Raw genomic sequence first — 21,571 nt, 5'->3', positions numbered from 1 at the left:
TTTGTGAACACTTAATTATAAGTTATTACTCTTAACTAAGGAAATAAAAATATTAATATATTCCTTATTCATTTTAGTAATATCTAATTTTTCTTCTGCATAAGTTCTAGCGTTGGTTTTTAGTTGACTTTGAAGATGTTTATCTGAATATATCTTAATAATTGTATTAACAAAATCATCTGTATTATTCGGATCACAAAGAAAACCATTATAACTATCTGTAATTATATCAGGAATACCTCCAATCCTAGAAGCAATAACAGGTACACCTAAAGATAATCCCTCCAGAAGAATAATTGGTATGCCTTCAATGCTTGAGGGAATAATTAATAAATCAGTTGCTTTTAGGAAAGGTTTATTGTCATCAACAAAACCCGGAACATAAATTTTGTCCTGCAATCCTAATTTATCTATTTTAAATTTAACTGAGTCGTACTCAGGACCATTCCCTAACAGCAAAAAATAAATATCTTTATTGTCTCGTAATTTATCAACTATCTCAACAAATTTTAGAGGGCATTTTTCCTCTGAAAACCTTCCCATATATGAGACAATGAATTTACCTTCAGGGATGATGTTTCTAATTAGTTGCTGATTGATATTAATGGAATTGAATTCTTTTTGAGTATCCACTCCATGAACGATAACACGAGTTTTTGACTTTGATTCTTGATATTCTTGTAGTAAGATGTCCTGAATAATCTGAGTTGCTAAGATATTCATATCAATCAATTCAGCGTGCTTTCTGTTATTGGCTATGTGACCATATTCATTAAAAAGCTGATCTACTATTTTGATATGAGGAAAATCTTTTTTTATCTCTGGTAGTAGATCATAAAAATAAGCTGAACCAACAATAAATAGGATGTCAATTTGACGAGATTCAAGATAGTAATAAACAAAATCTTTCCACTTTTCTTGAGAGTCTAAAAAGTCATATAGATGGTATATTTCTTGAGTAATTTCTTGATATTTAGGTGTATTATCACCAAATTTATTAGCATCAGTTTTGATAGTTGTCATTACTGATATATCAAAATCATTTTCACTGAAATATTTGGCAATCTGAAGTAATATAGTATCTGCTCCTCCTGTGATGACAAAAGGTAAAGCAAAAAGAATTTTAAGTTTATTTTTTTCTTTGGTTTGTGCTAAGTATGATTGGGTTAAGTTTATACTACCATTAGTAACTTGGTAGTATGTATGATTGTTATTCCCAGAACGTTTATAGGCTTGATGAGTGAGATATTTTTGATTAAAAAATGCAATAGTTTTTGCTTGCTCTTTCAAGCTAATACTTTCAGGATGACTACTTAAGCTTGTATGCCTACTGTGAATACGATACAGCATTAGGGGTTCGGAAATATTGCTTACCCTTGCACCTATAGCCATCATTCTTACCCATAAGTCCCAATCTTCTGAAATATAATCTTTACCTATACCATAATCATGATAACCATTAGCCTTTTCCCACATCTGCTGAGAAAATACAGCTACAGTGGAAACTTGATTGGCTTTAAGAATTTCCTCCAATATGGGACTAGGTACAAGATTCCAAGTTTCTATGGAATTACCAAAACATTGCACTGATGTGGACACAATATCATAAGCATAAATCTCTAATAAAAAGAGAGCCTTTTCTAAATAAGTAGGTTTGATTTTATCATCTGCATCGAGACAACAAATATACTTGCCTTTTGCTTTTTCTATAGCGAAGTTTCTATTATCTCCTACTAAATGACGACCTTCTCTGTAATAAATAGTTGTTTTTGGCTTTTGTAAAGACTTTAGGGTTGTAACTGTTGAATTATCTGTTGAACCACCATCTACAACGATAATTTCCAAATCCTGAAATGTTTGATTAAGAACGGAGTCTATTGCTTCTTCAACATATTGACCGTAATTAAAACAGGGAATAATTACACTTACTAATGGTTTCTCTGAATCCCAAATTTTCTGTCTAATTGATTTAATGATTGGATTACGATTCTGAAATTTAACTGTAATTTTTTTTATTAAAGTTTTAATTAGACCTTTTAAAGTAAGTGATGCACTATTATCATTTATACCTATTTTTTTCCTAAATTGAAACCATTTTTCTCTTATTTTCCAGAATTTACTACTTTTAATAGCTGATAATTCATTGTGAAGTTGTAGCTTTTCATTGTGAAGTTGTAGTTTTTCATTATGAAGTATGTCATTATTTTGAACAAAATATTTTTTTGCTTCCAAATAACTTATATTATCTTGATATAATTTAATATATTGCTGAGTTAAATATTGAATATTATGTTCATACAAAGTTAATTTGTATTTTTCATACTGAGTTAATAAATTTAGCAGTTTATGGGCAATAGCTAGATCATCTAAGTAGCGGATTGAAAAAATCAAAGCATGGGTAATTTGCTCTGCTGAAATATTATTCCTAGTTAATTTTTCGATTTTATCTTGAAAAATAGCATGAAAAATATTCAGGATGGAATTAGAGTTATATTGATTACTAGCTACTCCTACATAAGTTGCTCCAAAGTTTTGTATAGCTACTACTTTTCCTGAATAATTATCAGAAAAATATTCTTTGAGAATATTCTGAATACTCTTTTCTGTAAAATAATAAATATGTTCTAAAGATGAGTCATACCAATATTGATCTCTTGTTGTGAAAGTTAAACAAGGAACTTCAAAAAACAACCACCCATCTTGATTTAATAAAGACTTTATTTTGGTTAATGTTTGTAATAATTGTGGGATATGTTCTAAAACAGCCCAAGCCGTTATAATATCATACTGCTGTTCTTCAGGCTGATGAAAGGTGATAAAGTCTTCACTAAATACTTCATAGCCTTTCTTTTGACAAATTTGGGCATAATCTTGATTTAATTCAAGTCCTGCTAAAGAAAAAAATCCATGACTTTTAGCTAAATCTAAAAATAAACCGTTACTACATCCTAAATCAAATAAACTACCTTTCTTTTCTGTTATTGCCACAAGTGCAATAGACCATAAAAAGTAGTCATACTTGATTTCTTTATAGTTAGTATAACCAATGACAGGATTTTCAATCCCTCGTTTTTCATAATAATCTAAACTATAAAGTTCTTGTAGATTTTCTGGATATTTTTCCACAAAACCTAAACCACAATCTTGGCAGAGTAAAACCCAAATATTATCTGCTCGTTTTCCGTGTTTTTTTAAATTCTTAGATTGACAAAAGGGACACTCGTTCAATTCAATATATTTATTATTACCCATAATCATAGATAGACTTACATTTCAATATTTAAAAATACAGTAATTTAAGTTGCTTCTGAAAATTTAACTAGAAATTATTGGAGGGTTGTTTACGCCTTCAAGATAGCATCTTACAACTTCATCAGCTTCTCCAGATAATTTTATATTACCCTTAGTTAACCAAATAGCTCTATTACAAGACTGTTGAATAAACTCCATTGAATGCGACACTACCAAAATAGTGACATTATTATCCCAAAACTTATCCATTCTTTGCTTACACTTATTCTTAAAACTCTCATCTCCCACCGACAAAACCTCATCTAAAATCAAAATATCCGGCTGCACATCAGTCGCAATAGCAAAACCCAAACGAGCCACCATACCCGAAGATAAACCCTTAACTGGAACTAAAGCATAATCCTCCAACTCGGCAAACTCCAAAATAGAACACGCTCTTGCTTTCATCTCAGCCCTAGAAAAACCCAACAATACACCATAAAGGAGGATATTGTCCATCACAGAAATTTCCGCATCAAAACCTGCTCCTAGTTCAATTAAAGGTGCAACTTGACCCCGAACCCTGACAGTCCCAGTTGTCGGCTGAAGAATCCCAGAAATTATCTTTAACAGAGTGGACTTACCTGAACCGTTCGCACCGATTATACCTATTTTTTCGCCTTTTTCAACCACTAAGTCAATATTATTTAAAACTAATTTTTTGGCAGGTTGGCGATATTTCCCCTCTACCACAGATAGGATCGTTTTTTTTAAGTCGTAGGAAAATTCCTCTTGAGTCCTTCTCCACAGCGAAACATTATCCAAACGTATTACTTCCATTTACAGCAAATCCATAAATTGATGTCGCCACAGATGAAAACAAGTCCATCCCAAGGCTAAAATAATGATGCCACTCAGTAACGCCCCCCAAATCAAACCTAAATCCGGTGGAGAACCTGATAATGTAATCTGACGCAGACTTTCAATAATTGGGGATAAAGGATTAATGCCTAAAAACTGTTTTACCTGCTTTGGGACAATAGCTGCTGGATAAAATATCGGGCTACTAATCCAAATTACAAATACTACTAATTCATAAAAGTAAGGTAAATCTCTAAAAAATACGTATAAAGCACTGACTAAAAATCCAACTCCTGTAGAAACTAAAATCAGTGCGAGAAATGGAAATACCAACGCTAGGACATTGACTAGACTTTTGGAGTTAATCAAAGTCATAATCGCTAGTAACGGCAATGCTCCTACTGAAAACTGAAATACATTCGCTGCAATCATTGATACTGGGAAAACACTGACTGGCAAGCGAATTTTATTTAATAATGCACCATTTCCGACCACGCTGGATAAAGCTTGGGATGTGCAAGCCGAGAAAAAATTGATTACTAACAGTCCCGTCAGTGCTGCCAGCATATAGTTCATGATGGAGTTACCATAATAAGATGCAAAGGTAGCACCAAAAATGGCAGTGTACAGCCCAGTCATAATCAACGGGTTCAATAGTGACCAATAAACCCCCAAAAAAGAACCCCGATAGCGTACTTTCAGGTTTCTTCCTACTAAGACTTGCAGAAGTTCACAATAACGCTGCACTTGTAACCAATTTAAATTATCTTTCAGGGAAAGTGTCATTCTTATAGCACCATTACACACCAGACAAAACTCATTTGGGCATTTTATACTATATGAGTTCTATTGTCTGCGATTAATTTTAAGATTAGTGAAATTTCATCTATCTCAGGGAATTAGTTACAAACTATCAGGCTCAATACCTAATTCTCTTAACCGTTGTGCCAAAATTGCTACTTTAGCCTCCGCTTCATCAGCCCTTTGGCGTTCGTTTTCAGCCTTCTCTGTCAAAGTTGGCAACCAACCATCAGCATTATACCCACGTAACCACAAACCCTCTGTATTTTGATAACTACCCTGCCATAAACCTAAACCCATTTCTATTTCTGCTAACCAAAAGCGGTTTTCTGATAGATTTATCGGTTCATAACGAGCGCCATTAAGTTTAAATCCCCGAAAATTATTTTCATAGCGGTCATAAACGACATAGTAGGGAATACGCAAAATGTTCTGGTATACTTCCCACTTGGTTAGGGGTTTATTTACTTCCCGCAATGTTTGTCCTAAGTCTTCTTGTTCTGTTCCTGGGGAGAGTAATTCAACTACTAAAAAAGGAGCAATTCCTTCTTGCCATACTACATAACTTAAACGTAAATTTTCCTGTTGGTTAGCATTAGCAACTCCTAATACCATATACCAATCAGGACGTTTATACCAGCCAGGATGGAGGGGATCATAATAAAGGTTTAAGTCGCTGGCCAGCAATATCTCTTCAGATAAATAATTGACAGGTTGACAAGTTTCACTGAGTAAATCGGCTTGGATACAATGAAATTCATCCGGCAATCCCGATTCTCCTACTAACTCACTAGGTAAATCATACATTGTCGGCATGGTTTCTTTTGGCGACAAGGGTGGGTTATGTTGATACATATTTACTTACCTTAAACTATGTTGTTCTAGTTGTTGGGCTGTAACAAACATAAGAGGATACCTACTTGCTTGCTGATTTAATTTTAAGTCATGGGCAGTGAAAACAGAGTACCAGATTCCGCTACACTGAGATTTGGATTATTTTATTGTAACTAGATCATGGACATCGGACAGAAAGTTAAGGTGATTCGTTTGCGCGATCGCGTATCCTCTACTATCGCTCAAAAACTCGGAAAAGTTGGCATTATCGAAGGCTACAAAGTCACTGACGGGGCGGGAATCGGTGTGGTGGTCAAGTTTGACGATAACTTCTCTACCTGGTTTTTTGAAGATGAAATCAAACCAGCTTAGTCAAAACAACTTATAGCAGAGGCGAAGAAGATTGGTTGAGTGCTAAGTTGTAATTGACAAGATCGGCAAAATTGGAAATTGAGTAATGGCCTTGATACTGACATTTTTAGGCAAAAACGGCATCGCTCGCAGTAAGATAGCGATCGCCGCAGCCAAGCTATTGGCAACACAAGGTAAACGGGTACTCCTAGCAGGACTAGCAGATCCAACATTGCCAATTCTACTCAATACTACTCTGACTCCTGACCCCCAGGAAATCTCTCCCAATCTCCAAGCAGTACAGTTTCAAGCATCTGTACTGCTAGAACGGAACTGGGACGAAGTGAAAAAATTGGAGGCTCAATACCTCCGCACACCGATTTTCAAAGAGGTTTATGGGCAAGAATTGGTAGCATTACCAGGGATGGATAACGCCCTCGCTCTCAATGCTATTCGTGAATATGATGCCAGTGGCAAATATGACGCGATTATCTACGATGGTACAGGCGATTCCTCTACCTTGCGAATGTTGGGAATGCCAGAATCTTTAAGTTGGTATATGAGACGATTCCGGCAATTGTTTGTTAACTCCGATTTAGGCAAAACAATTACCGAATCTCCCCTAATTCAACCTTTAATTAGCAGTCTTTTTAATATTAATTGGACTGCTGATAATTTTGCCCAACCTACTAACCAAGTTAATAATTTTCTCGAACAAGGTAAAGCCGCTTTAGCTAATCCCCAGCGGGTTGCCGCTTTTTTGGTGACAACATCAGAACCCATTGATGTGGCAAATTCTCGTTATTTATGGGGAAGCGCTCAACAAATTGGTTTAACTATTGGCGGCGCAATACTAGTTGCTGGGTCAGAAAATACTAATTTATCCGAAGAATTTGCACCTCTACCTGTGAGCATAGTTCCTGATGTCTCTAATGGGGAATGGCAACCTCTCATAGATGCTTTACCCAACTTTGTTGAGCAAGCATTACAAGCTAACCAACCAATTGAAATTGACGTACATAATCGCCAAGTACGCTTATTTTTGCCTGGGTTTGACAAAAAACAAGTCAAACTCACCCAGTACGGGCCAGAAGTCACGGTAGAAGCCGGAGATCAAAGACGCAATATCTTCCTCCCTCCTGCCTTAAGTGGTAAACCTGTCACTGGGGCAAAGTTTCAAAATAGTTATTTGATAATTTCGTTTTAGTAAGAAGCTATCAGCTATCAGTATTCAGCTATCAGCTAATTTTTTATCTTTTCCAACAATTTTTACTTCTAACCTGTAACTTATTAGCTGACTGCTGACTGCTGACCACTGAAAGCTATTTATCACCCATTACACCTTATGTCTGAATCAACTCCCATTAACCCAAATTCTCAGCCAAATGAGGCTATAGAATCTCCAAATCCAGAAGTTACAATCACAGAAGACCGCAATGCAAAAACCCGGCAATTGTTGGGAATGAAAGGTGCAAGTGCTGGGGAAACTTCTATTTGGAAAATTCGCTTGCAATTGATGAAACCGATTACCTGGATTCCCCTGATTTGGGGTGTGGTCTGCGGTGCGGCTTCTGCTGGTAACTATACTTGGACTTTAGAAAATGTTTTGAAGTCTGCCCTGTGTATGTTGCTTTCGGGTCCTTTATTGACAGGTTATACCCAAACCATCAATGATTATTATGACCGAGAAATTGATGCGATTAATGAACCTTACCGTCCCATACCTTCGGGGAGAATTTCGGAAAAGCAAGTAATTAGCCAATTCGTGCTTTTACTATTACTAGGATATGGGGTAGCTTACACCTTAGATTTATGGGCTGGTCATCCATTTCCTACTGTTTTAATGTTGTCTGTTTTTGGTAGTTTTATCGCCTATATCTATTCTGCACCACCATTGAAATTAAAACAAAATGGTTGGTTAGGAAATTATGCTTTAGGTGCAAGTTACATTGCTTTACCTTGGTGGGCTGGCCATGCTTTATTTGGGGAATTGAATTGGAAAATTGTGATTCTGACTCTGTTCTACAGTTTAGCAGGTTTGGGTATTGCCATTGTTAATGATTTTAAGAGTGTAGAAGGCGATCGCCAATTAGGTTTACAATCATTACCAGTTATGTTTGGGATACAAACTGCGGCTTTGATTTGTGTCGTCATGATTGACTTATTTCAAGGTTTGGTTGCAGGTTATTTGGTGAGTATTCACGAGAATTTATATGCAGCGATTCTCGTCTTATTAATCATTCCCCAAATCACTTTCCAAGATATGTATTTTCTCCGTGACCCCATAGCCAATGATGTCAAATATCAAGCCAGCGCCCAACCTTTCTTGGTATTGGGAATGCTGATAACAGGTATAGCATTAGGTCATGCTGGAGTTTAATTTAATATATCTTTAGTTAGTTGTGAGCAATGAGGAGTGAGGAGTTATATTAATTTCTAACTCCTCACTTTTTTTATAAAATGCCATGTTAAATTTTATATCTTTCCTAATTCATGGGATACAACCATTCTTGATTCCGATTTGCTTTATGATAGCTTGGACTGTGATTGTTTTGCTCTTGTTGAATTTATGGACAGCAACACAAGCAACAGTTAAAACTGCTCAAAAAATGCACAAAATTCCCTGTCATAATTGCCAATTTTTTACAAATAATTATCGTCTTAAATGTACGGTAAATCCTTATATTGCCAATACAGAAGCAGCAATTGATTGTCAAGATTATCAATCACATTAATTATTATCTTTTTGTCAGAATCAGGATATCCAGAATTTTCGGATGTACAGGATGTTAGTTTGAGATATGATTTTAAAGTGCAAAAAATTACTACATCACAAAAATCCTTACATCCAAAATACTCAACCCAAATAAACATCCTGAAAATCCTGATTCAGACAATTATCTAGAAAATCATCCTGAAAATCCTTAAATCTTGGATATCCTGATTCAGACAATAATTAAGAATTCATCTCTAACAACACTTTTAAAACTCCCTTAGTTTTTGCCTTTTCAAAAGCCTCCAAACCTTGAGAAAGGGGATAATGATCATGAATTAAAGATTGGACATCTACCTTTCCCGTCGCTAACAATTCCAACGCTGGAACAAAAGGACCGCAACGAGAACCAATTAGAGTAATTTCATCTACCACCAAAGCGGAAGCATCTAAACTAAGATTTCCGGAATATGTGCTTTTCAATATTAATGTACCACGAGGACGTAAAGCCCGACGAGCAGTAGTAAAACCTTCAGGATTTCCGGTACAATCAACAGAGATATCAAAATATCTATCAGTGACGCTATCAGCTAAACCAGTTTTAATTCCTCTCGCTGCTAAATTTACTAATTTATCTTTATGTCTTCCTACTACTAATAACTCACAACCAGTTAAAGCTAAAGTTTGCGCTATTAATTGTCCTAATTTACCATCTCCAACCACTAAAACTCGGTCATCTTTACATATTTGCACTTGTTGTTGAATTTCCAAAGCTGCGGCTATAGGTTCAGTAAAAGTTGCAGCTTCTGTAGAAACATTTTCGGGGACAAGATGCAAATTTTCCATAGGTAAAGATAGATATTCTGCAAATGCACCATGACGGTTAACAATCCCTAAAACTGTGCGATTTTCGCAATGAGTTGGTTGTCCCCGACGACAAAAACGACAATTACCACAAGCAGCGTTAATTTCACCAACAACTCTTTGATTAATTAACTGTTCTGGTCCTTGTTCCACCACACCCACAAATTCATGGCCGATAATGCCAGTATAGGGATAATAACCTTTAATTAATTCCAAATCAGTATTACAAATTCCCGCCCGCAAAACTCGCACTAAAGCCTCTCCCGGAGGTGGTTCAGGAATAGGAATATCAGTGCGTAATTGTAATTGGTTATTTTCTAGCCAAAGTCCTTTCATAATATTGTCAGTTGTCAGTTGTTAAAATTTCATACTTTTCAGAAACGGTGTAAATATGGGAACTAAATCTGAACTACTAACAACCATTGTCGGAAAAGAGCGATCGCTGTAATCCATTCCCGGCGATAATGGAAAAGACTCAGAATCCAGAGATACCCATGTACCACCAGCAGCTTGAAGAATTACCCAAGCACCTGCAATATCCCATACCTTTGGTGTCGCTTCAACTCCTCCCAAAACCGCACCAGTTGCAACTGTTAAAAAGTTATAACTAGCAACCCCTAACATTCGCAGTTTACAGGGAAAACCCGGTTGAATAATATCGGTACTGCGAGAACAAAGGTTAAAAAAGTGGTTTTTGCTCGGAGCATCTTTACTTGTATGAATGGGATGATGATTTAAAAATGCTCCCGTTGGCGTTGTTAAGCCTGATGAACCCGCCCAAAATCCGTGAAAGGCTTGATTTAATGGTGGCACGTAAACATAGCCAAAAATGGGCGTACCACGATAAAGTAAACCCAAAGAAATAGACCAAATCGGAATTCCCCTAGTAAAATTGGTTGTACCATCCAAAGGATCAATTACCCAACACCATTCTGTATTAGGAAAAGTTTGGTCACTTTCTTCACTCAAAATGCCGTAGCCTGAGAAAGTAGAAACAATGGCATCTCGAATTTCTTGATCTGCCCATTTATCTGATTTTGTTACCAAGCTACCATCAGCTTTTTGTGAAGCTTGAACTTTGCCAAAATCTTGCATTAACTGTTTTCCTACTCTGGTAGTAGTAGTTTCAGCAAAATCTAAAATCGTATCCCAAAAATCGTTCATTTGTTATTAGTTAGTTGTCAGTTGTCAGTTGTCAGTTGTCAGTTGGTTTTCAATTACCAATTACCAATTACCAATTACCAATTACCAATCACCAATTAATCTAAATCACTTTCTAAAACAGAAGCTAAAGCTTTTCTAGTATTGGTTTGAAATTCTGTCACATTGACACGATTCAAAAACCCAATTGATATCAACATTCCTACCGCTTCTAAAGCAAATACCAAACCATAAGCTAAGACTAAGTTATCTGGTAATAACCTGCGTCCCACATCTAAAAGAGTACCACCAATTACAGTGGCAATACCTCTAGATATAGACTGAGCAAGTCCCCAAGCACCAATGAAAGTACCAGCGGCTTCCGCAATTGTTAAATCTAGCATTAAACTAACTGCTGCGGTGGTGACAAAACCAGTAGCTAAACCGAATAAAACCAAAGTTGATTTTAGCACAGATGGATTGGCAGAAAATCCCGAAAAACCCAGTAATAAAGCCGCAACTGCCACTAAAATACAACCTAGTTTGATAGTTCTCCGTTTACCTAATCGGGGAACAATAAAAAAGCCTGTAATACCATAGGAAATTAATATGCCTGTTCCATAAAAAACATTGAGTTTCGTACTTTCCGCTAAAGGCATTTTAAAGACTTGTCCCGCATAGGGTTCTAAAATCGGATCTTGCATAAACAAGCTAATAGTCATCACCAATAAAAAGGTAAAAAAGAAGCCTGTTTGGGGACTAGCTGTTAAGATTTTCCAAGCACCACTTAAAGTAATACTATCTTCCCGGTTTCCTAATTTGGAACGGTTGAAGAAACGAGAATATTTTTTTTCTACACCCACAGTTGCGATAATTGCTAAACAAAAAACTATTCCCGGAACAATCTGAAATAATTTATTAATTGCAGCTTGTAAAGTTTCTATGGGTGCGTCTGTGGTTAATTGCTGCAATAAGCTAGAACTAATAATTGCTCCAACTATAATCCCTACCATCAACATTGACCAAACAATCCCGACAACTTGGGAACGGTTGTCTTCTTCCGAGATATCAACTAATAAAGCCGCAAAAGCAGTACCACTAGCACAAATAGCCAGTCCATAAACCGCGAAAACTAAACCTAAAACCGCCGTCCAACCAATTGTTTGGCTAGTCCATATCCAGGTATCTCCAATATTAGCAGAATTTAACTGCCACATTACTTGTACCGCTAAAAAGGCAGCGATCGCAAATATTCCTGCTCCCACCCATACATAAGCCGTGCGATGATAACCTAACAAGGGTTTGGAATCGGACATTTGCCCAAACAAAATCCGCGTTGGGGCAACAAATGAAGGTAATGCTAACACCAAAGCCACCAATGTTGCGGGAATGGCAATTTCTTGAATCATGACTCGGTTAAGTACCCCTAAAGTCAAGATAGCCATCATACTCAATCCCATTTGAAACAATCCTAACCGGAACATGGTCAAAATATTGACCTTTGGAAGAATTAAAGATTGATTTGGAGTATTAAATGTATCTTCAATTGCCATAGCTACTTTTTTCTATTGTTTATAAGATATTATCCCTTCTAATCAAAATCTTCAGCTAGAACATCTTGAAGCTAATCCAATTTTATGTGAAGCTGTGCAGAATCATAAAATCCATTAATTTATCCGTCTTCATCTGCGTTTATCTGCGTTTATCTGCGTTCAATTATTCTAGAAATCTGATTGTATGCAGCTAAAGCCCAAACTACTAACTTTGAAAACGGTAGACTAGGAAAGTAAAGAAATGTAAATAAAATAATTTTACCAAAATGGAAACCATCACATTAGGAAAAAATGGTCTAGCTGTTCCCCCTCTCTGTATGGGTACATGGGCTTGGGGTGATAAACTATTTTGGAATTATGGCGACGGCTATGGAGAAGAACAGTTACAAGCCGCTTTTACCGCTGCTTTAGACGCTGGTATCACCTTCTTTGATACAGCGGAAGTTTACGGTTTAGGACTTTCAGAACAGTTTTTAGGAAAGTTCATGAAACAAACCAGCCAAAAGGTACAAATTGCGACGAAGTTTGGCCCCTTACCTTGGCGTTGGGATGGTAAATCTGTATCGGAAGCTTTAACCGCTAGTCTCCAACGTCTCCAAGTTGAGAGAATTGAATTATACCAAGTTCATTGGCCTTTCGCCTTCTTTTTGAGTCAAGAAACGCTCATGAACACCCTCGCAGATGAGGTGAAACGGGGGAGAATAGGTGCAGTTGGTGTGAGTAATTATTCAGCAACCCAAATGCGAGAAGCCCACCAGATATTAGCCGCTAGAGGTGTACCTTTGGCTGTAAATCAGATGTGTTATTCTTTACTGACACGCCGCATAGAAGGTAACGGTATTTCCCAAACAGCCCGTGATTTAGGCATAACTATTTTAGCTTATAGTCCCCTAGCTCAAGGATTGCTCACAGGTAAGTATACACCTTCTTATAAGCCTCAAGGAGCAAGAAGCATAGATCCGCGATTTAGTCCAGATGGTTTAAATAAAATCGCCCCAGTTTTATCTCTATTACGAGAAATTGGCGAAAAATACAATCGCACTCCTGCCCAAGTATCCTTAAATTGGTTAATAGCCCAAGGTAATGTGATTCCTATTGCTGGAGTCAAAACCGCTGAACAAGTTAAACAAAATGTAGGTGCTTTAGGTTGGAAAATGACTGAAGATGAAATTGCGGAATTAGAAAAAATTACCCGTCCTTGGTTACATTAATTCTTCTTCCTTCCTTCTTTCTTTCTTCCTCCTGACTCCTGACTCCTGACTCCTGACTCCTACATTAATCCTCTTTCACATTCAAAGCATATTCTTTAAACCTTTCCAAATCTGCTTGAATTGTGGACTCTACCACCTTTCCTAAAAACAAATTATCCATGAGTTTACCAATCAAGCCAGGAATCGCATAGGAAACCGTCATTTTCACAATACTATTATCATGGCGATCATAAAAGCGAATTGCTCCTTGATTTGGTAAACCATCAACCGATTCCCATTGAATAATTTGATAAGGAATTATTTTAGTAATTCGAGATTTCCAAGTAAAATCTAACCCTCCTGTACTCAGTTTCCAGAGAGAAATTTCCGGGTTATCTTCCGTAATTTTGACTGAATCAATCCATTTCATCCATTTAGGCATTTGTTCTAAATCAGACCACAATCCCCATACTAATTCTATAGGAACTTCCACTTCTACCTGCACACTATGTTCTAACCATTCACTACTCATAGGATTTTAGATTTTAGATTATTCATTGACTCTTTTTCCCAGTCCCCAGTCCCCAATACCTATTTCTTCACACTTTCTAGAATTACTTTAGCCGCACGTTTTCCAGAAACTGTTGCTCCTTCCATGCTGTCAATATAATCTTGTTGTGTGTAACTTCCAGCTAGGAAAAAGTTAGGGATAGGTGTTTTTTGATCAGGACGGTACGCATCCATACCTGGTGCTTCCCTATACAAAGATTGAGCCAGTTTCACCACACTATACCAAGTCATGTTTAAATCTCTTGAAGAAGGAAATAGTTCATGCACTTGTTTAAGGACGTGGTGAGCAATTTCTTCATTGCTTTGTTTAATAAAAGGATCACCCGGTGTCAATACCAATTGCAACAATGAACCCTCCCCAGGACGATAATAATCTGCGGGACTAGTCAAAGCCAAATCAGCAAAACAGGAAAAATCAGCATCAGCAGTATATAACAAATTATCTATGCCCGCAGCCTGTAGGGGCGGGGTCTCCCCGCCCTTACCTCGTTTTTCCTCATCTTGCAATTCTGTCACCCAACCATCAAAACGTAGCTGCACTGTAGCGACTGGAACAGCATCTAACTTATAAATGTTATCAAATTCTGGCCATTTCCGCCAAGGTTGGGGTAAAACTCGCTGAATTCCCGGAACATCACAAGCACAAAGATAAGCGTCAGCGGTAATTACTGCTTCTGTGTCACCTTGGGCAACTAATATACCAGTAACATGAGTTTCGTCGCCAGACTCAGCAAACTGAATTTCTCGAACTTGGCGACGAGTGTATATTTTTGTGCCTCTTTCTTCCAAGTATTTAACAATAGGTTTGTGTAAATATTCCTGGGGTGAACCTTCCAACATTCGTAGAATTGAAGCTTCAGTTCTGACTGCAAAAAACTGGAAAATTGTCAACATACACCGGGCAGAAATATTATCACAATCTATAAATCCCAAGGCGTAAGCAATCGGATTCCAGAGACGTTTAATACTGCCTTTACTACCACCGTGACTATAGAACCAGTCAGAAAAACTGATTTTATCTAATTTGCGAATAGTTTTCATTGCCCCATCAAAGTCTACCAAACCTTGAACTATGGGGCTAGTTCCCAGAGCGATCGCATTTTGGAATTTATCCCGTACAGAAAGTTGGGAAGTGGTGAAAAACGCCTTTAATCCATTAAAAGGCGCACCTGTAAAAAAGCGAAAATCTAACGCCCCAGTTTCTCCACCTTTATTGATAAAAGTGTGGCTATGTTCCTTTAAGCGTAAATTATCCCCAGCCCCCACTTTCTCCATCAATGCAAATAGATTGTAGTAGCAGCCAAAAAAGACGTGCAGCCCCATCTCAATATGGTTGCCGTTACCGTCTACCCAACTGCTAACTTTACCACCCACAAACGGACGAGACTCGAATATTTCTACCTCACAGCCCGCATCTACTAAATCTACAGCAGTTGCTAACCCCGCTAATCCCGCACCTACAATTGCAACGCGCATTCCCTCGTTCCTTGTTCAGTTTCTTTACAAATTGTAACTGAATTGGTGACTGGTCAGTTGTCAGTTGTTAGTTGTCGGTTGTTAGTTGTTAGTTGTCAGTTGTCATGGAAAAATTCTTTCTCCCTGCCCCCTGCTCCCTTCTCCCTGCTCCCTGCCCCCTGCTCCCTGCCCCCTGCTCCCTGCCCCCTGCCCCCTGCTCCCTGCCCCCTTCTTCCTGCCCCCTACCGTCTATCACCCTCCTGCCACCTCTTCCCCCTGGGGTAAACTTCTAATCAGTTCTCGAATTACATCTGTTGCTGGTCTACCTGTCTGTTGACAATATTTTTCTAGTTTCTCTGCTTCTTGTGTTGCCAGATTAACTGTTATGCGTTTAACTGCCCATTTTTTATTTGTCATTATCATGCACTTTGCTGTATATTAACTTGATTTAGAGAGTTTGGTCACTCAAAACAAAAATGATACTATGAAAGTTAGTCGAAATTAACAAGGTAACAAAAACACTAATCTTATATGAACTACCCCTGGCTAACTTCATTTGAGCCAGAGGTTTCTACATCCCCTAGCGTAGCCTGAGATTTTTGACGTTTCTTTTGACCTAGTTGCTTCATACTTCCAGCATTCTTGCGTTTGCTAGTGTTTGAAGTAGAGCTAGAATCATCTACGTCTGAGAGGCTAGTTCCTAACCCCTGTAGATTATTTGAGTACCAAAGCAACATCACTTCGGCGGCGGCAATATCGCGCTGTTGGGTATATCCGCAGTTATGGCAAACATGGGTTCTTTCCGCTAAACTCTTCTTTTCTTGATGCCCACATTTTGGACAGGTTTGAGATGGTTTTACTTTGCGAGTAGATACTTCTACAAACAAGCCACCAACATCTGATAATTTTGCTTTTAGAGCGTCCTTTATCATCCCCATACCGACATCAAGAATTGATTTATTTAGTCCAGCTTTTTGTTTTTTACGTTTGCCCCTTTTAGCTTTGGCACTCATGTTTTTGACTTCTAGTTTTTCAGTAACCACCGTGCTATTACCGCTGATTATTCGTGTAGTTTCTTGGTGAACAAAGTTTTGACGTTGGTTGGCAACTTTTCTCGAAAGTTTACTCACTAACTTCTGAACTTTTTTCCACCTTCTAGAAGCCTTAACTTTCTTTTTGAAATTGGGAGAACGTTTCCGACGTTTTGATTTACCCAACTGTTTATTTTTTTGTTCTGCTTTTCGGAAAAACCGAGGTGCAGCCACTAAACCATTTTCTTCACCATTTGTCCAAGCAATTGCATCGTTACAACCAAAATCAATTGCAACAATCCCATTATCAGTTTGGCGGCTATTCTTGAGTAAAACATCATCAATTCCGAGAACAGTGGAGGCATACCATTTACCGTTGCGGTTGACGATATCTAGGGCTTTAGGATGTCCCCAAAGTCTAGCTTTACCCCGCATTTGTATTTGACCAATCTTTGCTAATTCTAGATAGCCGTTATCCCCTGTGCTATGTAATTTCCAGCCTGTAAAAGATGGATAAGTCCAACCGGAATAATGACGAATTGATTTGAATCTAGGATACTTTGCTAGTCCTTTGAAAAACCTTTGGAAAGAAAAATCAACTCTTTTTAAGGTAGCTTGTAATGCTTGGGAATTTATTTCTTTATATTCTATCCAGACTTCTTTGAAATCCGGTAAACAGTTCTGTTGCTCAAAGTAAGAAACAGATTTACCAAACTTTTTATATGAAGTAATACGGTTGGATACAGCAGCGTTGTACAAATCTTTGTGAAGTTGGCGGTGGTAGGACAACATTTCACTGACTTGTTTATTTGGATATAGTCGGAAAGTTGATCTCCGTAATGCCATCATCAATCACCCCCTTGGTTTATCTATAGTATACTGCTATTATCTAATTCCATCACTGATATTCTCAATACAGACAAATCCGGATGAATTCATGGATTTTATGATTCTGTGCAGCCTCTCATCAAGTTGGTATTAGATTAGATATCCTGTAATTTAATTTATAAATTCTAGGTATATCTATTTATTTAGTCAACTGTTTCCAAGCTTAATTCTTCCGAGGAAAGGACATGAGCTTCTAATAGAGCCATCATATCTCGTAATTGAGGATTACCACGAGCAGCGCCGGTCAATCCTTTGGCAATAATTAGACCGCAATGGCCTTTGGTATTTTGACAACGCTGCTGCCATTTTTTCTTGGCTTCTATATGCACTGGGTCATCATCTAAAAATTGCCCAAACAAAAATAATTCATTATTATGTGTTTGCAATAAACCTAAGTCATAGAGATCATCATCCACAGGATCAGTTACGGTATGAAAACAGATGGCATTTAATCCTCCAGCGGCTTGAATATTTTCAATAATCCCCTTAGCTTTAGGGCGAGAGGTTTGAATGACAATCACAGGTAAACCGTCCCCTTTTGGTGCAAATTCCCCCGCTGATTGGTAATTAGGTGCTTGACGCAGGTAATTTAATGTTTCCCAAGGTAATACGCCCAAACTCATGAAAGCATCTTCTGGGATTAAGTCGTCTCTGAGGGCTTCAAATATGGAATCATCTTCATCTTCATCATCTTCGTCATCCAAATCAAAACCAGCCATTTCTTCTAATTCTGCTGTCAACTCTGGCATGGTAGAAACAGTGACAGTTAAGGATTTACGATTTTTGTCGGTTTCTGGTAAGGAAATTCGATAACGTTGGTTGAGGGTGAGAAAATCTTCCTCGTATAATTGCCGATGGTGGTCACGAAGAAACCGTAATAAACTTTCTACAGCGACAAAAGTGAGTAGTGCTTCTTCTTCATACAAAACGGAACGTAATCCTTCTAGGGGATGAATATTACCAAAGGTCGGTTGAATTTCTGAAAGGGGCATATCTGCCAAATTATCCGGTTCATCATCGTCGTTATCGTGCAATGAATCAAAGGTGAGAAATAAGCAGTCTTGCTTGAGGAAGGCTTCTTCTAAGTCTTGCTGGAGTTCATCTTCATCAGCTAAAACAGCAGCCCGAAACCGTTTTAGGGAATCTTCCGAACGATAAAATAAAATCCCATACTCAATTCCTAGCATTCCCATGACTGAGGCATAGAGTTTCTCTACATCCCATTGATTGATCTCTATGGACAAAATTTGCTGTTCTTCCAAAAATCTCCAAGGGGCAGATTGCCAAACTTCTAAGGCTTTATCATGGAGGAGTTTGGCATATTTGGGTGGTAAATCGGGAATTTGGCTGTCAATGACTTCGGCAAAGGAGCGAAATAGTTCATCAATGATGGGTAATTCCGGTACGTAGTCAATGGCAATATCTAAATCTTGCAAGACTCCGCGCAAGTAAAATTGAATTTCCCGGTCACGGACGACAATTCTTTGCGGTCTGCCGGGTTTAGCAGGACTTTGGGGATGCTCTATTGCCCGCATGAGGGTACGCACAATGGCTTCTGGACCCAGGCTGGGATCTACCATGTCCATGCCTCTAACAATGCCTTCAGAGGCATCTACCCAAAGGATACAATCTCCTTTGGCCTCTGAGTCTGCAAATGGATTGTGTGGTGATGACATTGGACGGCGATCGCCCTCCCATACAGAAGGAATCTGGGTTAATTTCTGCAACCGGCGACTGGTAGAGCGATTAAAACTTGTCATAGAGTAAATGAATCAAAACAAAGCGATTGAGAATTAGACTTTTGGGAATGGTTAATCTTTAAACATACCGAACCGAACCCCTCAATTCTAGAATAAAAATCTTTGGTTGCTAAAAATGAGGCAACAGGTGATAGGGAAGGAATAATTGAGAATTTTCTTCCCATCTTTCCATCTTCCCATCTTATTATTCTTTTTTGCCGTCGTAATGTCGCTAAAATGAATCCCCAATTGATTATTTTACCCTGACCTCTAATTTATCCAGCCGATAATCCTGGATTTGGTTAGCGCTTACCACTTCCTGTCTGATTAATTTAATTTCAGATTCAATGCCGTTAAGCTTGCCACCAGCCGCAAATCCACCCGTTAGCAGATAGAGTCCTGCTTGTGTGGCAATGGTGAGGATTGTAATTAACATTGTCACCCGTTCGGTACTTGCGGGTGCTTTTTCTATATTGTTCATATTTTTATTTCTGGAAAAGTTAAGAGCGATGCGATAGCGAAGCGCTCCGTAGGAATCGCCTTTTTTAATCCCTAATAGCAAAAATTGTCTAAAAAAGGGAATCATGATGAAAGCAGGTAGTAGCAATTCATCATGATGGTTTTAATTTTAATCGTTACCCAAATTATCTTTATCCTTGGAATACTGGGGTTGATTTTGCATCTTACGGATAAAATAGTTGATGCGTATAAGCTAAAATTATCCTTTAGGCGAAAAAATTACACCCGCAACATCAGAAAGTCACGCATACCTCATCAATTATTAATCCTGGTTAACTTTGATGCACCCACAGCAGAAAGGCTAATGAACCACGTCAGGCGCAAGTATCCTGGCAAATCTGACAGATGGTATGCGGAAAAGGTGATTCATGACTTAGAGCGTGACAGGCACTAATCATACTGAAAGCGCATCAATTTTTGATTCAATCCTCATCAAGTCGGTTTCTATTGCCGAAGTATCCGCCCCATCGTACTGGTAAACCCCGATGGTTACATCTTTGAACCACTTTGGAGGCAGGTAACTTATCGTGTAATCGGATTGGACCTGTGAGAATAAAATTAGATTTCTCTTCCCAAGGAATAGAGCTTTTTTTTCTTCTGAAAATGAGTCTCCAATCCCAGTCTGGATAACTCTACTCAATTTTCCCGCATAGTCCCAAATTTTACCTACTGGAACGGATGTGCTGATTTGCACGGAAATAATTGGTTTATCAAGAATGACCGGCGGTATGATTTCGGTTAGCCTACTGCAAATCTCCTCTCCATCCTGGGTTGTAAAACAGGTGGCAGGTATAGAGTTTGAGTATACTAGTGAGAAATTAGCCGGGTTGTTTAATTCAAGAATTCTCACAAACCATACCTCATGATCATCTCAGTGTGATCTAAAAATTCTCCGACCAACTCATAAGGATCTGGGATGCCAAAGAGTTGGAGTTTATCGCAATAATCCGTTAGGGATATGTCATTTTCAAGAAACTCTCTACCAGCTTTATTAATGCCAATCATCCCCGCAAATTCTGCATCATCGGCATCGGCATCAATTTCAACTGATAACAAGTCAATGTCATCATCAGGAGTCCAAATAAATCCCTCTCTTTGAGCAATCCCAGACATCTTAGATACCTTCTGGAGTGAATTTGTAGGTTTGTTTAATTTCCCCGGCCGAAGCATTCGCCCACGCATTCGCGCCGCTTGCCTTAGTTTTTATTTCGGCTACCGCAACGTCGAAATCTTCTGACATACTAGATCCTCCAAATGGCATGGAAATAGTATCGGATGTTGGTTTCTTATAGCTACGTTTGGTTATCCGTGAAACTCTCGCTACTGGGGTATTTCTCCGAGTAAAAGAAAGTTTTGCAAATTTGTACCGGGGGCTAGAGATAATTACCGGAGTTGTACCGGTGGCTGTGGCGAAAAACTGGCCACTTAAAGCAGTCCGCAACGCTGTGGCTACAGCAGCCCCAACCGCGCTCCCTTGAGTCGCATCTATAATTTTCTTGGTTTCAATGTAAGTGACAATAGTTCCTGTGGCATTAAACGGAATGATAAAACCCGCTGAAAGTACAGGTTTTGCGCGACCTGTAGCTATACCAGGGATGGCATCATATAGAGCTTGTTTGGCATCAGGGCTTAATAGTTTCCACGCCTTGTAGTTGTCATAGGCTGCTTTTTGGGACTCGTAGCGTTCGAGGGATCTAAAACTCATATTTTATTTTTTGCTATCATGGGTTATTTCGTCCCTCACCATAGTCCGTATTTTGTCGTTAAATTTTGGGGTGAAACCTAATAGGTTTTCTCAATATTTCCCAACCAAGCTTACAGCCAGTTAACT

The 21,571-nt window shown here is 38.3% G+C and carries 21 protein-coding genes; 5 read left to right on the top strand and 16 right to left on the bottom strand.

Annotated elements, in window-relative coordinates:
- Positions 1 to 15 precede the first annotated feature (15 nt).
- The 4 genes from FJR11_RS02625 to FJR11_RS02610 all read right to left on the bottom strand — a co-directional run bounded on the left by FJR11_RS02625 (position 16) and on the right by FJR11_RS02610 (position 5,748).
- On the bottom strand, positions 16 to 3,252 hold the full coding sequence (locus FJR11_RS02625; RefSeq protein ID WP_168502178.1) for a glycosyltransferase: 3,237 nt from the start codon (positions 3,250 to 3,252) through the stop codon (positions 16 to 18).
- Positions 3,253 to 3,315: 63 nt separating this feature from the next.
- A complete protein-coding gene (locus FJR11_RS02620) occupies positions 3,316 to 4,071 on the bottom strand; it encodes an ABC transporter ATP-binding protein (protein WP_168502177.1) in 756 nt (251 codons plus the stop codon).
- On the bottom strand, positions 4,072 to 4,878 hold the full coding sequence (locus FJR11_RS02615; RefSeq protein WP_168502176.1) for an ABC transporter permease: 807 nt from the start codon (positions 4,876 to 4,878) through the stop codon (positions 4,072 to 4,074).
- A 117-nt stretch (positions 4,879 to 4,995) separates the two neighbouring features.
- Positions 4,996 to 5,748, bottom strand: coding sequence for a Uma2 family endonuclease (locus FJR11_RS02610; RefSeq protein WP_168502175.1), 753 nt, complete (start codon positions 5,746 to 5,748; stop codon positions 4,996 to 4,998).
- 159 nt (positions 5,749 to 5,907) lie between these two features.
- On the opposite strand from FJR11_RS02610, the gene FJR11_RS02605 reads away from it, so the two are divergent.
- The 4 genes from FJR11_RS02605 (at position 5,908) to FJR11_RS02590 (ending at position 8,813) form a co-directional block, all read left to right on the top strand.
- Entirely contained in the window at positions 5,908 to 6,099 is a 192-nt protein-coding gene (locus FJR11_RS02605; protein ID WP_168502174.1) for a DUF2862 domain-containing protein, read from the top strand.
- A gap of 85 nt (positions 6,100 to 6,184) precedes the next feature.
- On the top strand, positions 6,185 to 7,285 hold the full coding sequence (locus FJR11_RS02600; protein WP_168502173.1) for an ArsA family ATPase: 1,101 nt from the start codon (positions 6,185 to 6,187) through the stop codon (positions 7,283 to 7,285).
- Between the two features lie 138 nt (positions 7,286 to 7,423).
- Positions 7,424 to 8,458 (top strand): chlorophyll synthase ChlG, encoded by a 1,035-nt coding sequence (gene chlG / locus FJR11_RS02595; protein ID WP_168502172.1) that lies wholly within the window; start codon positions 7,424 to 7,426, stop codon positions 8,456 to 8,458.
- 85 nt (positions 8,459 to 8,543) lie between these two features.
- The gene (locus FJR11_RS02590) at positions 8,544 to 8,813 is read left to right on the top strand and encodes a hypothetical protein (protein WP_168502171.1); all 270 of its coding nucleotides are present in this window, start codon (positions 8,544 to 8,546) and stop codon (positions 8,811 to 8,813) included.
- A 221-nt stretch (positions 8,814 to 9,034) separates the two neighbouring features.
- On the opposite strand, the gene FJR11_RS02585 is transcribed toward FJR11_RS02590, so the two are convergent.
- The 3 genes from FJR11_RS02585 to FJR11_RS02575 all read right to left on the bottom strand — a co-directional run bounded on the left by FJR11_RS02585 (position 9,035) and on the right by FJR11_RS02575 (position 12,348).
- Positions 9,035 to 9,991 carry an alcohol dehydrogenase catalytic domain-containing protein gene (locus FJR11_RS02585; protein ID WP_168502170.1) on the bottom strand — a complete coding sequence of 319 codons (957 nt, stop codon included), beginning with the start codon at positions 9,989 to 9,991 and terminating at the stop codon, positions 9,035 to 9,037.
- A gap of 21 nt (positions 9,992 to 10,012) precedes the next feature.
- The gene (locus FJR11_RS02580) at positions 10,013 to 10,819 is read right to left on the bottom strand and encodes an inositol monophosphatase family protein (RefSeq protein WP_168502169.1); all 807 of its coding nucleotides are present in this window, start codon (positions 10,817 to 10,819) and stop codon (positions 10,013 to 10,015) included.
- A gap of 95 nt (positions 10,820 to 10,914) precedes the next feature.
- A complete protein-coding gene (locus FJR11_RS02575) occupies positions 10,915 to 12,348 on the bottom strand; it encodes a BCD family MFS transporter (protein WP_168502168.1) in 1,434 nt (477 codons plus the stop codon).
- A 266-nt stretch (positions 12,349 to 12,614) separates the two neighbouring features.
- On the opposite strand from FJR11_RS02575, the gene FJR11_RS02570 reads away from it, so the two are divergent.
- Positions 12,615 to 13,559 (top strand): aldo/keto reductase, encoded by a 945-nt coding sequence (locus FJR11_RS02570; RefSeq protein WP_168502167.1) that lies wholly within the window; start codon positions 12,615 to 12,617, stop codon positions 13,557 to 13,559.
- Positions 13,560 to 13,623: 64 nt separating this feature from the next.
- On the opposite strand, the gene FJR11_RS02565 is transcribed toward FJR11_RS02570, so the two are convergent.
- The 9 genes from FJR11_RS02565 to FJR11_RS02525 form a co-directional block, all read right to left on the bottom strand.
- Positions 13,624 to 14,070, bottom strand: coding sequence for an SRPBCC family protein (locus FJR11_RS02565; RefSeq protein WP_168502166.1), 447 nt, complete (start codon positions 14,068 to 14,070; stop codon positions 13,624 to 13,626).
- 59 nt (positions 14,071 to 14,129) lie between these two features.
- Complete coding sequence (gene zds, locus FJR11_RS02560; RefSeq protein ID WP_168502165.1) at positions 14,130 to 15,584, bottom strand: 9,9'-di-cis-zeta-carotene desaturase; 1,455 nt, start codon at positions 15,582 to 15,584, stop codon at positions 14,130 to 14,132.
- Between the two features lie 231 nt (positions 15,585 to 15,815).
- On the bottom strand, positions 15,816 to 15,986 hold the full coding sequence (locus tag FJR11_RS02555) for a ribbon-helix-helix-containing protein (RefSeq protein WP_015079854.1): 171 nt from the start codon (positions 15,984 to 15,986) through the stop codon (positions 15,816 to 15,818).
- A gap of 113 nt (positions 15,987 to 16,099) precedes the next feature.
- On the bottom strand, positions 16,100 to 17,440 hold the full coding sequence (locus FJR11_RS02550) for an RNA-guided endonuclease TnpB family protein (RefSeq protein WP_168502370.1): 1,341 nt from the start codon (positions 17,438 to 17,440) through the stop codon (positions 16,100 to 16,102).
- Positions 17,441 to 17,625: 185 nt separating this feature from the next.
- The gene (locus FJR11_RS02545) at positions 17,626 to 19,242 is read right to left on the bottom strand and encodes a hypothetical protein (RefSeq protein WP_168502164.1); all 1,617 of its coding nucleotides are present in this window, start codon (positions 19,240 to 19,242) and stop codon (positions 17,626 to 17,628) included.
- Positions 19,243 to 19,474: 232 nt separating this feature from the next.
- Entirely contained in the window at positions 19,475 to 19,807 is a 333-nt protein-coding gene (locus FJR11_RS02540; protein WP_168502163.1) for a hypothetical protein, read from the bottom strand.
- 327 nt (positions 19,808 to 20,134) lie between these two features.
- Complete coding sequence (locus FJR11_RS02535; RefSeq protein WP_168502162.1) at positions 20,135 to 20,590, bottom strand: hypothetical protein; 456 nt, start codon at positions 20,588 to 20,590, stop codon at positions 20,135 to 20,137.
- Complete coding sequence (locus FJR11_RS02530; protein WP_168502161.1) at positions 20,587 to 20,853, bottom strand: hypothetical protein; 267 nt, start codon at positions 20,851 to 20,853, stop codon at positions 20,587 to 20,589. The genes FJR11_RS02535 and FJR11_RS02530 overlap by 4 nt, the downstream gene beginning before the upstream one ends.
- Before the next feature lies 1 nt (position 20,854).
- A complete protein-coding gene (locus FJR11_RS02525) occupies positions 20,855 to 21,445 on the bottom strand; it encodes a hypothetical protein (RefSeq protein ID WP_168502160.1) in 591 nt (196 codons plus the stop codon).
- Between the last annotated feature and the right edge of the window lie 126 nt (positions 21,446 to 21,571).

Source organism: Anabaena sp. UHCC 0187, assembly GCF_009712035.1.
Lineage (GTDB): Bacteria > Cyanobacteriota > Cyanobacteriia > Cyanobacteriales > Nostocaceae > Dolichospermum.
This window is presented reverse-complemented; position numbering and strand designations above follow the sequence as displayed.

What these genes read in the sequence shown, in the direction of transcription:
- FJR11_RS02625 (WP_168502178.1), bottom strand. Translation starts at nt 3,252, where the DNA reads ATGGGTAATAATAAATATATTGAATTGAACGAGTGTCCCTTTTGTCAA.
- FJR11_RS02620 (WP_168502177.1), bottom strand. Translation starts at nt 4,071, where the DNA reads ATGGAAGTAATACGTTTGGATAATGTTTCGCTGTGGAGAAGGACTCAA.
- FJR11_RS02615 (WP_168502176.1), bottom strand. Translation starts at nt 4,878, where the DNA reads ATGACACTTTCCCTGAAAGATAATTTAAATTGGTTACAAGTGCAGCGT.
- FJR11_RS02610 (WP_168502175.1), bottom strand. Translation starts at nt 5,748, where the DNA reads ATGTATCAACATAACCCACCCTTGTCGCCAAAAGAAACCATGCCGACA.
- FJR11_RS02605 (WP_168502174.1), top strand. Translation starts at nt 5,908, where the DNA reads ATGGACATCGGACAGAAAGTTAAGGTGATTCGTTTGCGCGATCGCGTA.
- FJR11_RS02600 (WP_168502173.1), top strand. Translation starts at nt 6,185, where the DNA reads ATGGCCTTGATACTGACATTTTTAGGCAAAAACGGCATCGCTCGCAGT.
- chlG (WP_168502172.1), top strand. Translation starts at nt 7,424, where the DNA reads ATGTCTGAATCAACTCCCATTAACCCAAATTCTCAGCCAAATGAGGCT.
- FJR11_RS02590 (WP_168502171.1), top strand. Translation starts at nt 8,544, where the DNA reads ATGTTAAATTTTATATCTTTCCTAATTCATGGGATACAACCATTCTTG.
- FJR11_RS02585 (WP_168502170.1), bottom strand. Translation starts at nt 9,991, where the DNA reads ATGAAAGGACTTTGGCTAGAAAATAACCAATTACAATTACGCACTGAT.
- FJR11_RS02580 (WP_168502169.1), bottom strand. Translation starts at nt 10,819, where the DNA reads ATGAACGATTTTTGGGATACGATTTTAGATTTTGCTGAAACTACTACT.
- FJR11_RS02575 (WP_168502168.1), bottom strand. Translation starts at nt 12,348, where the DNA reads ATGGCAATTGAAGATACATTTAATACTCCAAATCAATCTTTAATTCTT.
- FJR11_RS02570 (WP_168502167.1), top strand. Translation starts at nt 12,615, where the DNA reads ATGGAAACCATCACATTAGGAAAAAATGGTCTAGCTGTTCCCCCTCTC.
- FJR11_RS02565 (WP_168502166.1), bottom strand. Translation starts at nt 14,070, where the DNA reads ATGAGTAGTGAATGGTTAGAACATAGTGTGCAGGTAGAAGTGGAAGTT.
- zds (WP_168502165.1), bottom strand. Translation starts at nt 15,584, where the DNA reads ATGCGCGTTGCAATTGTAGGTGCGGGATTAGCGGGGTTAGCAACTGCT.
- FJR11_RS02555 (WP_015079854.1), bottom strand. Translation starts at nt 15,986, where the DNA reads ATGATAATGACAAATAAAAAATGGGCAGTTAAACGCATAACAGTTAAT.
- FJR11_RS02550 (WP_168502370.1), bottom strand. Translation starts at nt 17,440, where the DNA reads ATGGCATTACGGAGATCAACTTTCCGACTATATCCAAATAAACAAGTC.
- FJR11_RS02545 (WP_168502164.1), bottom strand. Translation starts at nt 19,242, where the DNA reads ATGACAAGTTTTAATCGCTCTACCAGTCGCCGGTTGCAGAAATTAACC.
- FJR11_RS02540 (WP_168502163.1), bottom strand. Translation starts at nt 19,807, where the DNA reads ATGATTCCCTTTTTTAGACAATTTTTGCTATTAGGGATTAAAAAAGGC.
- FJR11_RS02530 (WP_168502161.1), bottom strand. Translation starts at nt 20,853, where the DNA reads ATGTCTGGGATTGCTCAAAGAGAGGGATTTATTTGGACTCCTGATGAT.
- FJR11_RS02525 (WP_168502160.1), bottom strand. Translation starts at nt 21,445, where the DNA reads ATGAGTTTTAGATCCCTCGAACGCTACGAGTCCCAAAAAGCAGCCTAT.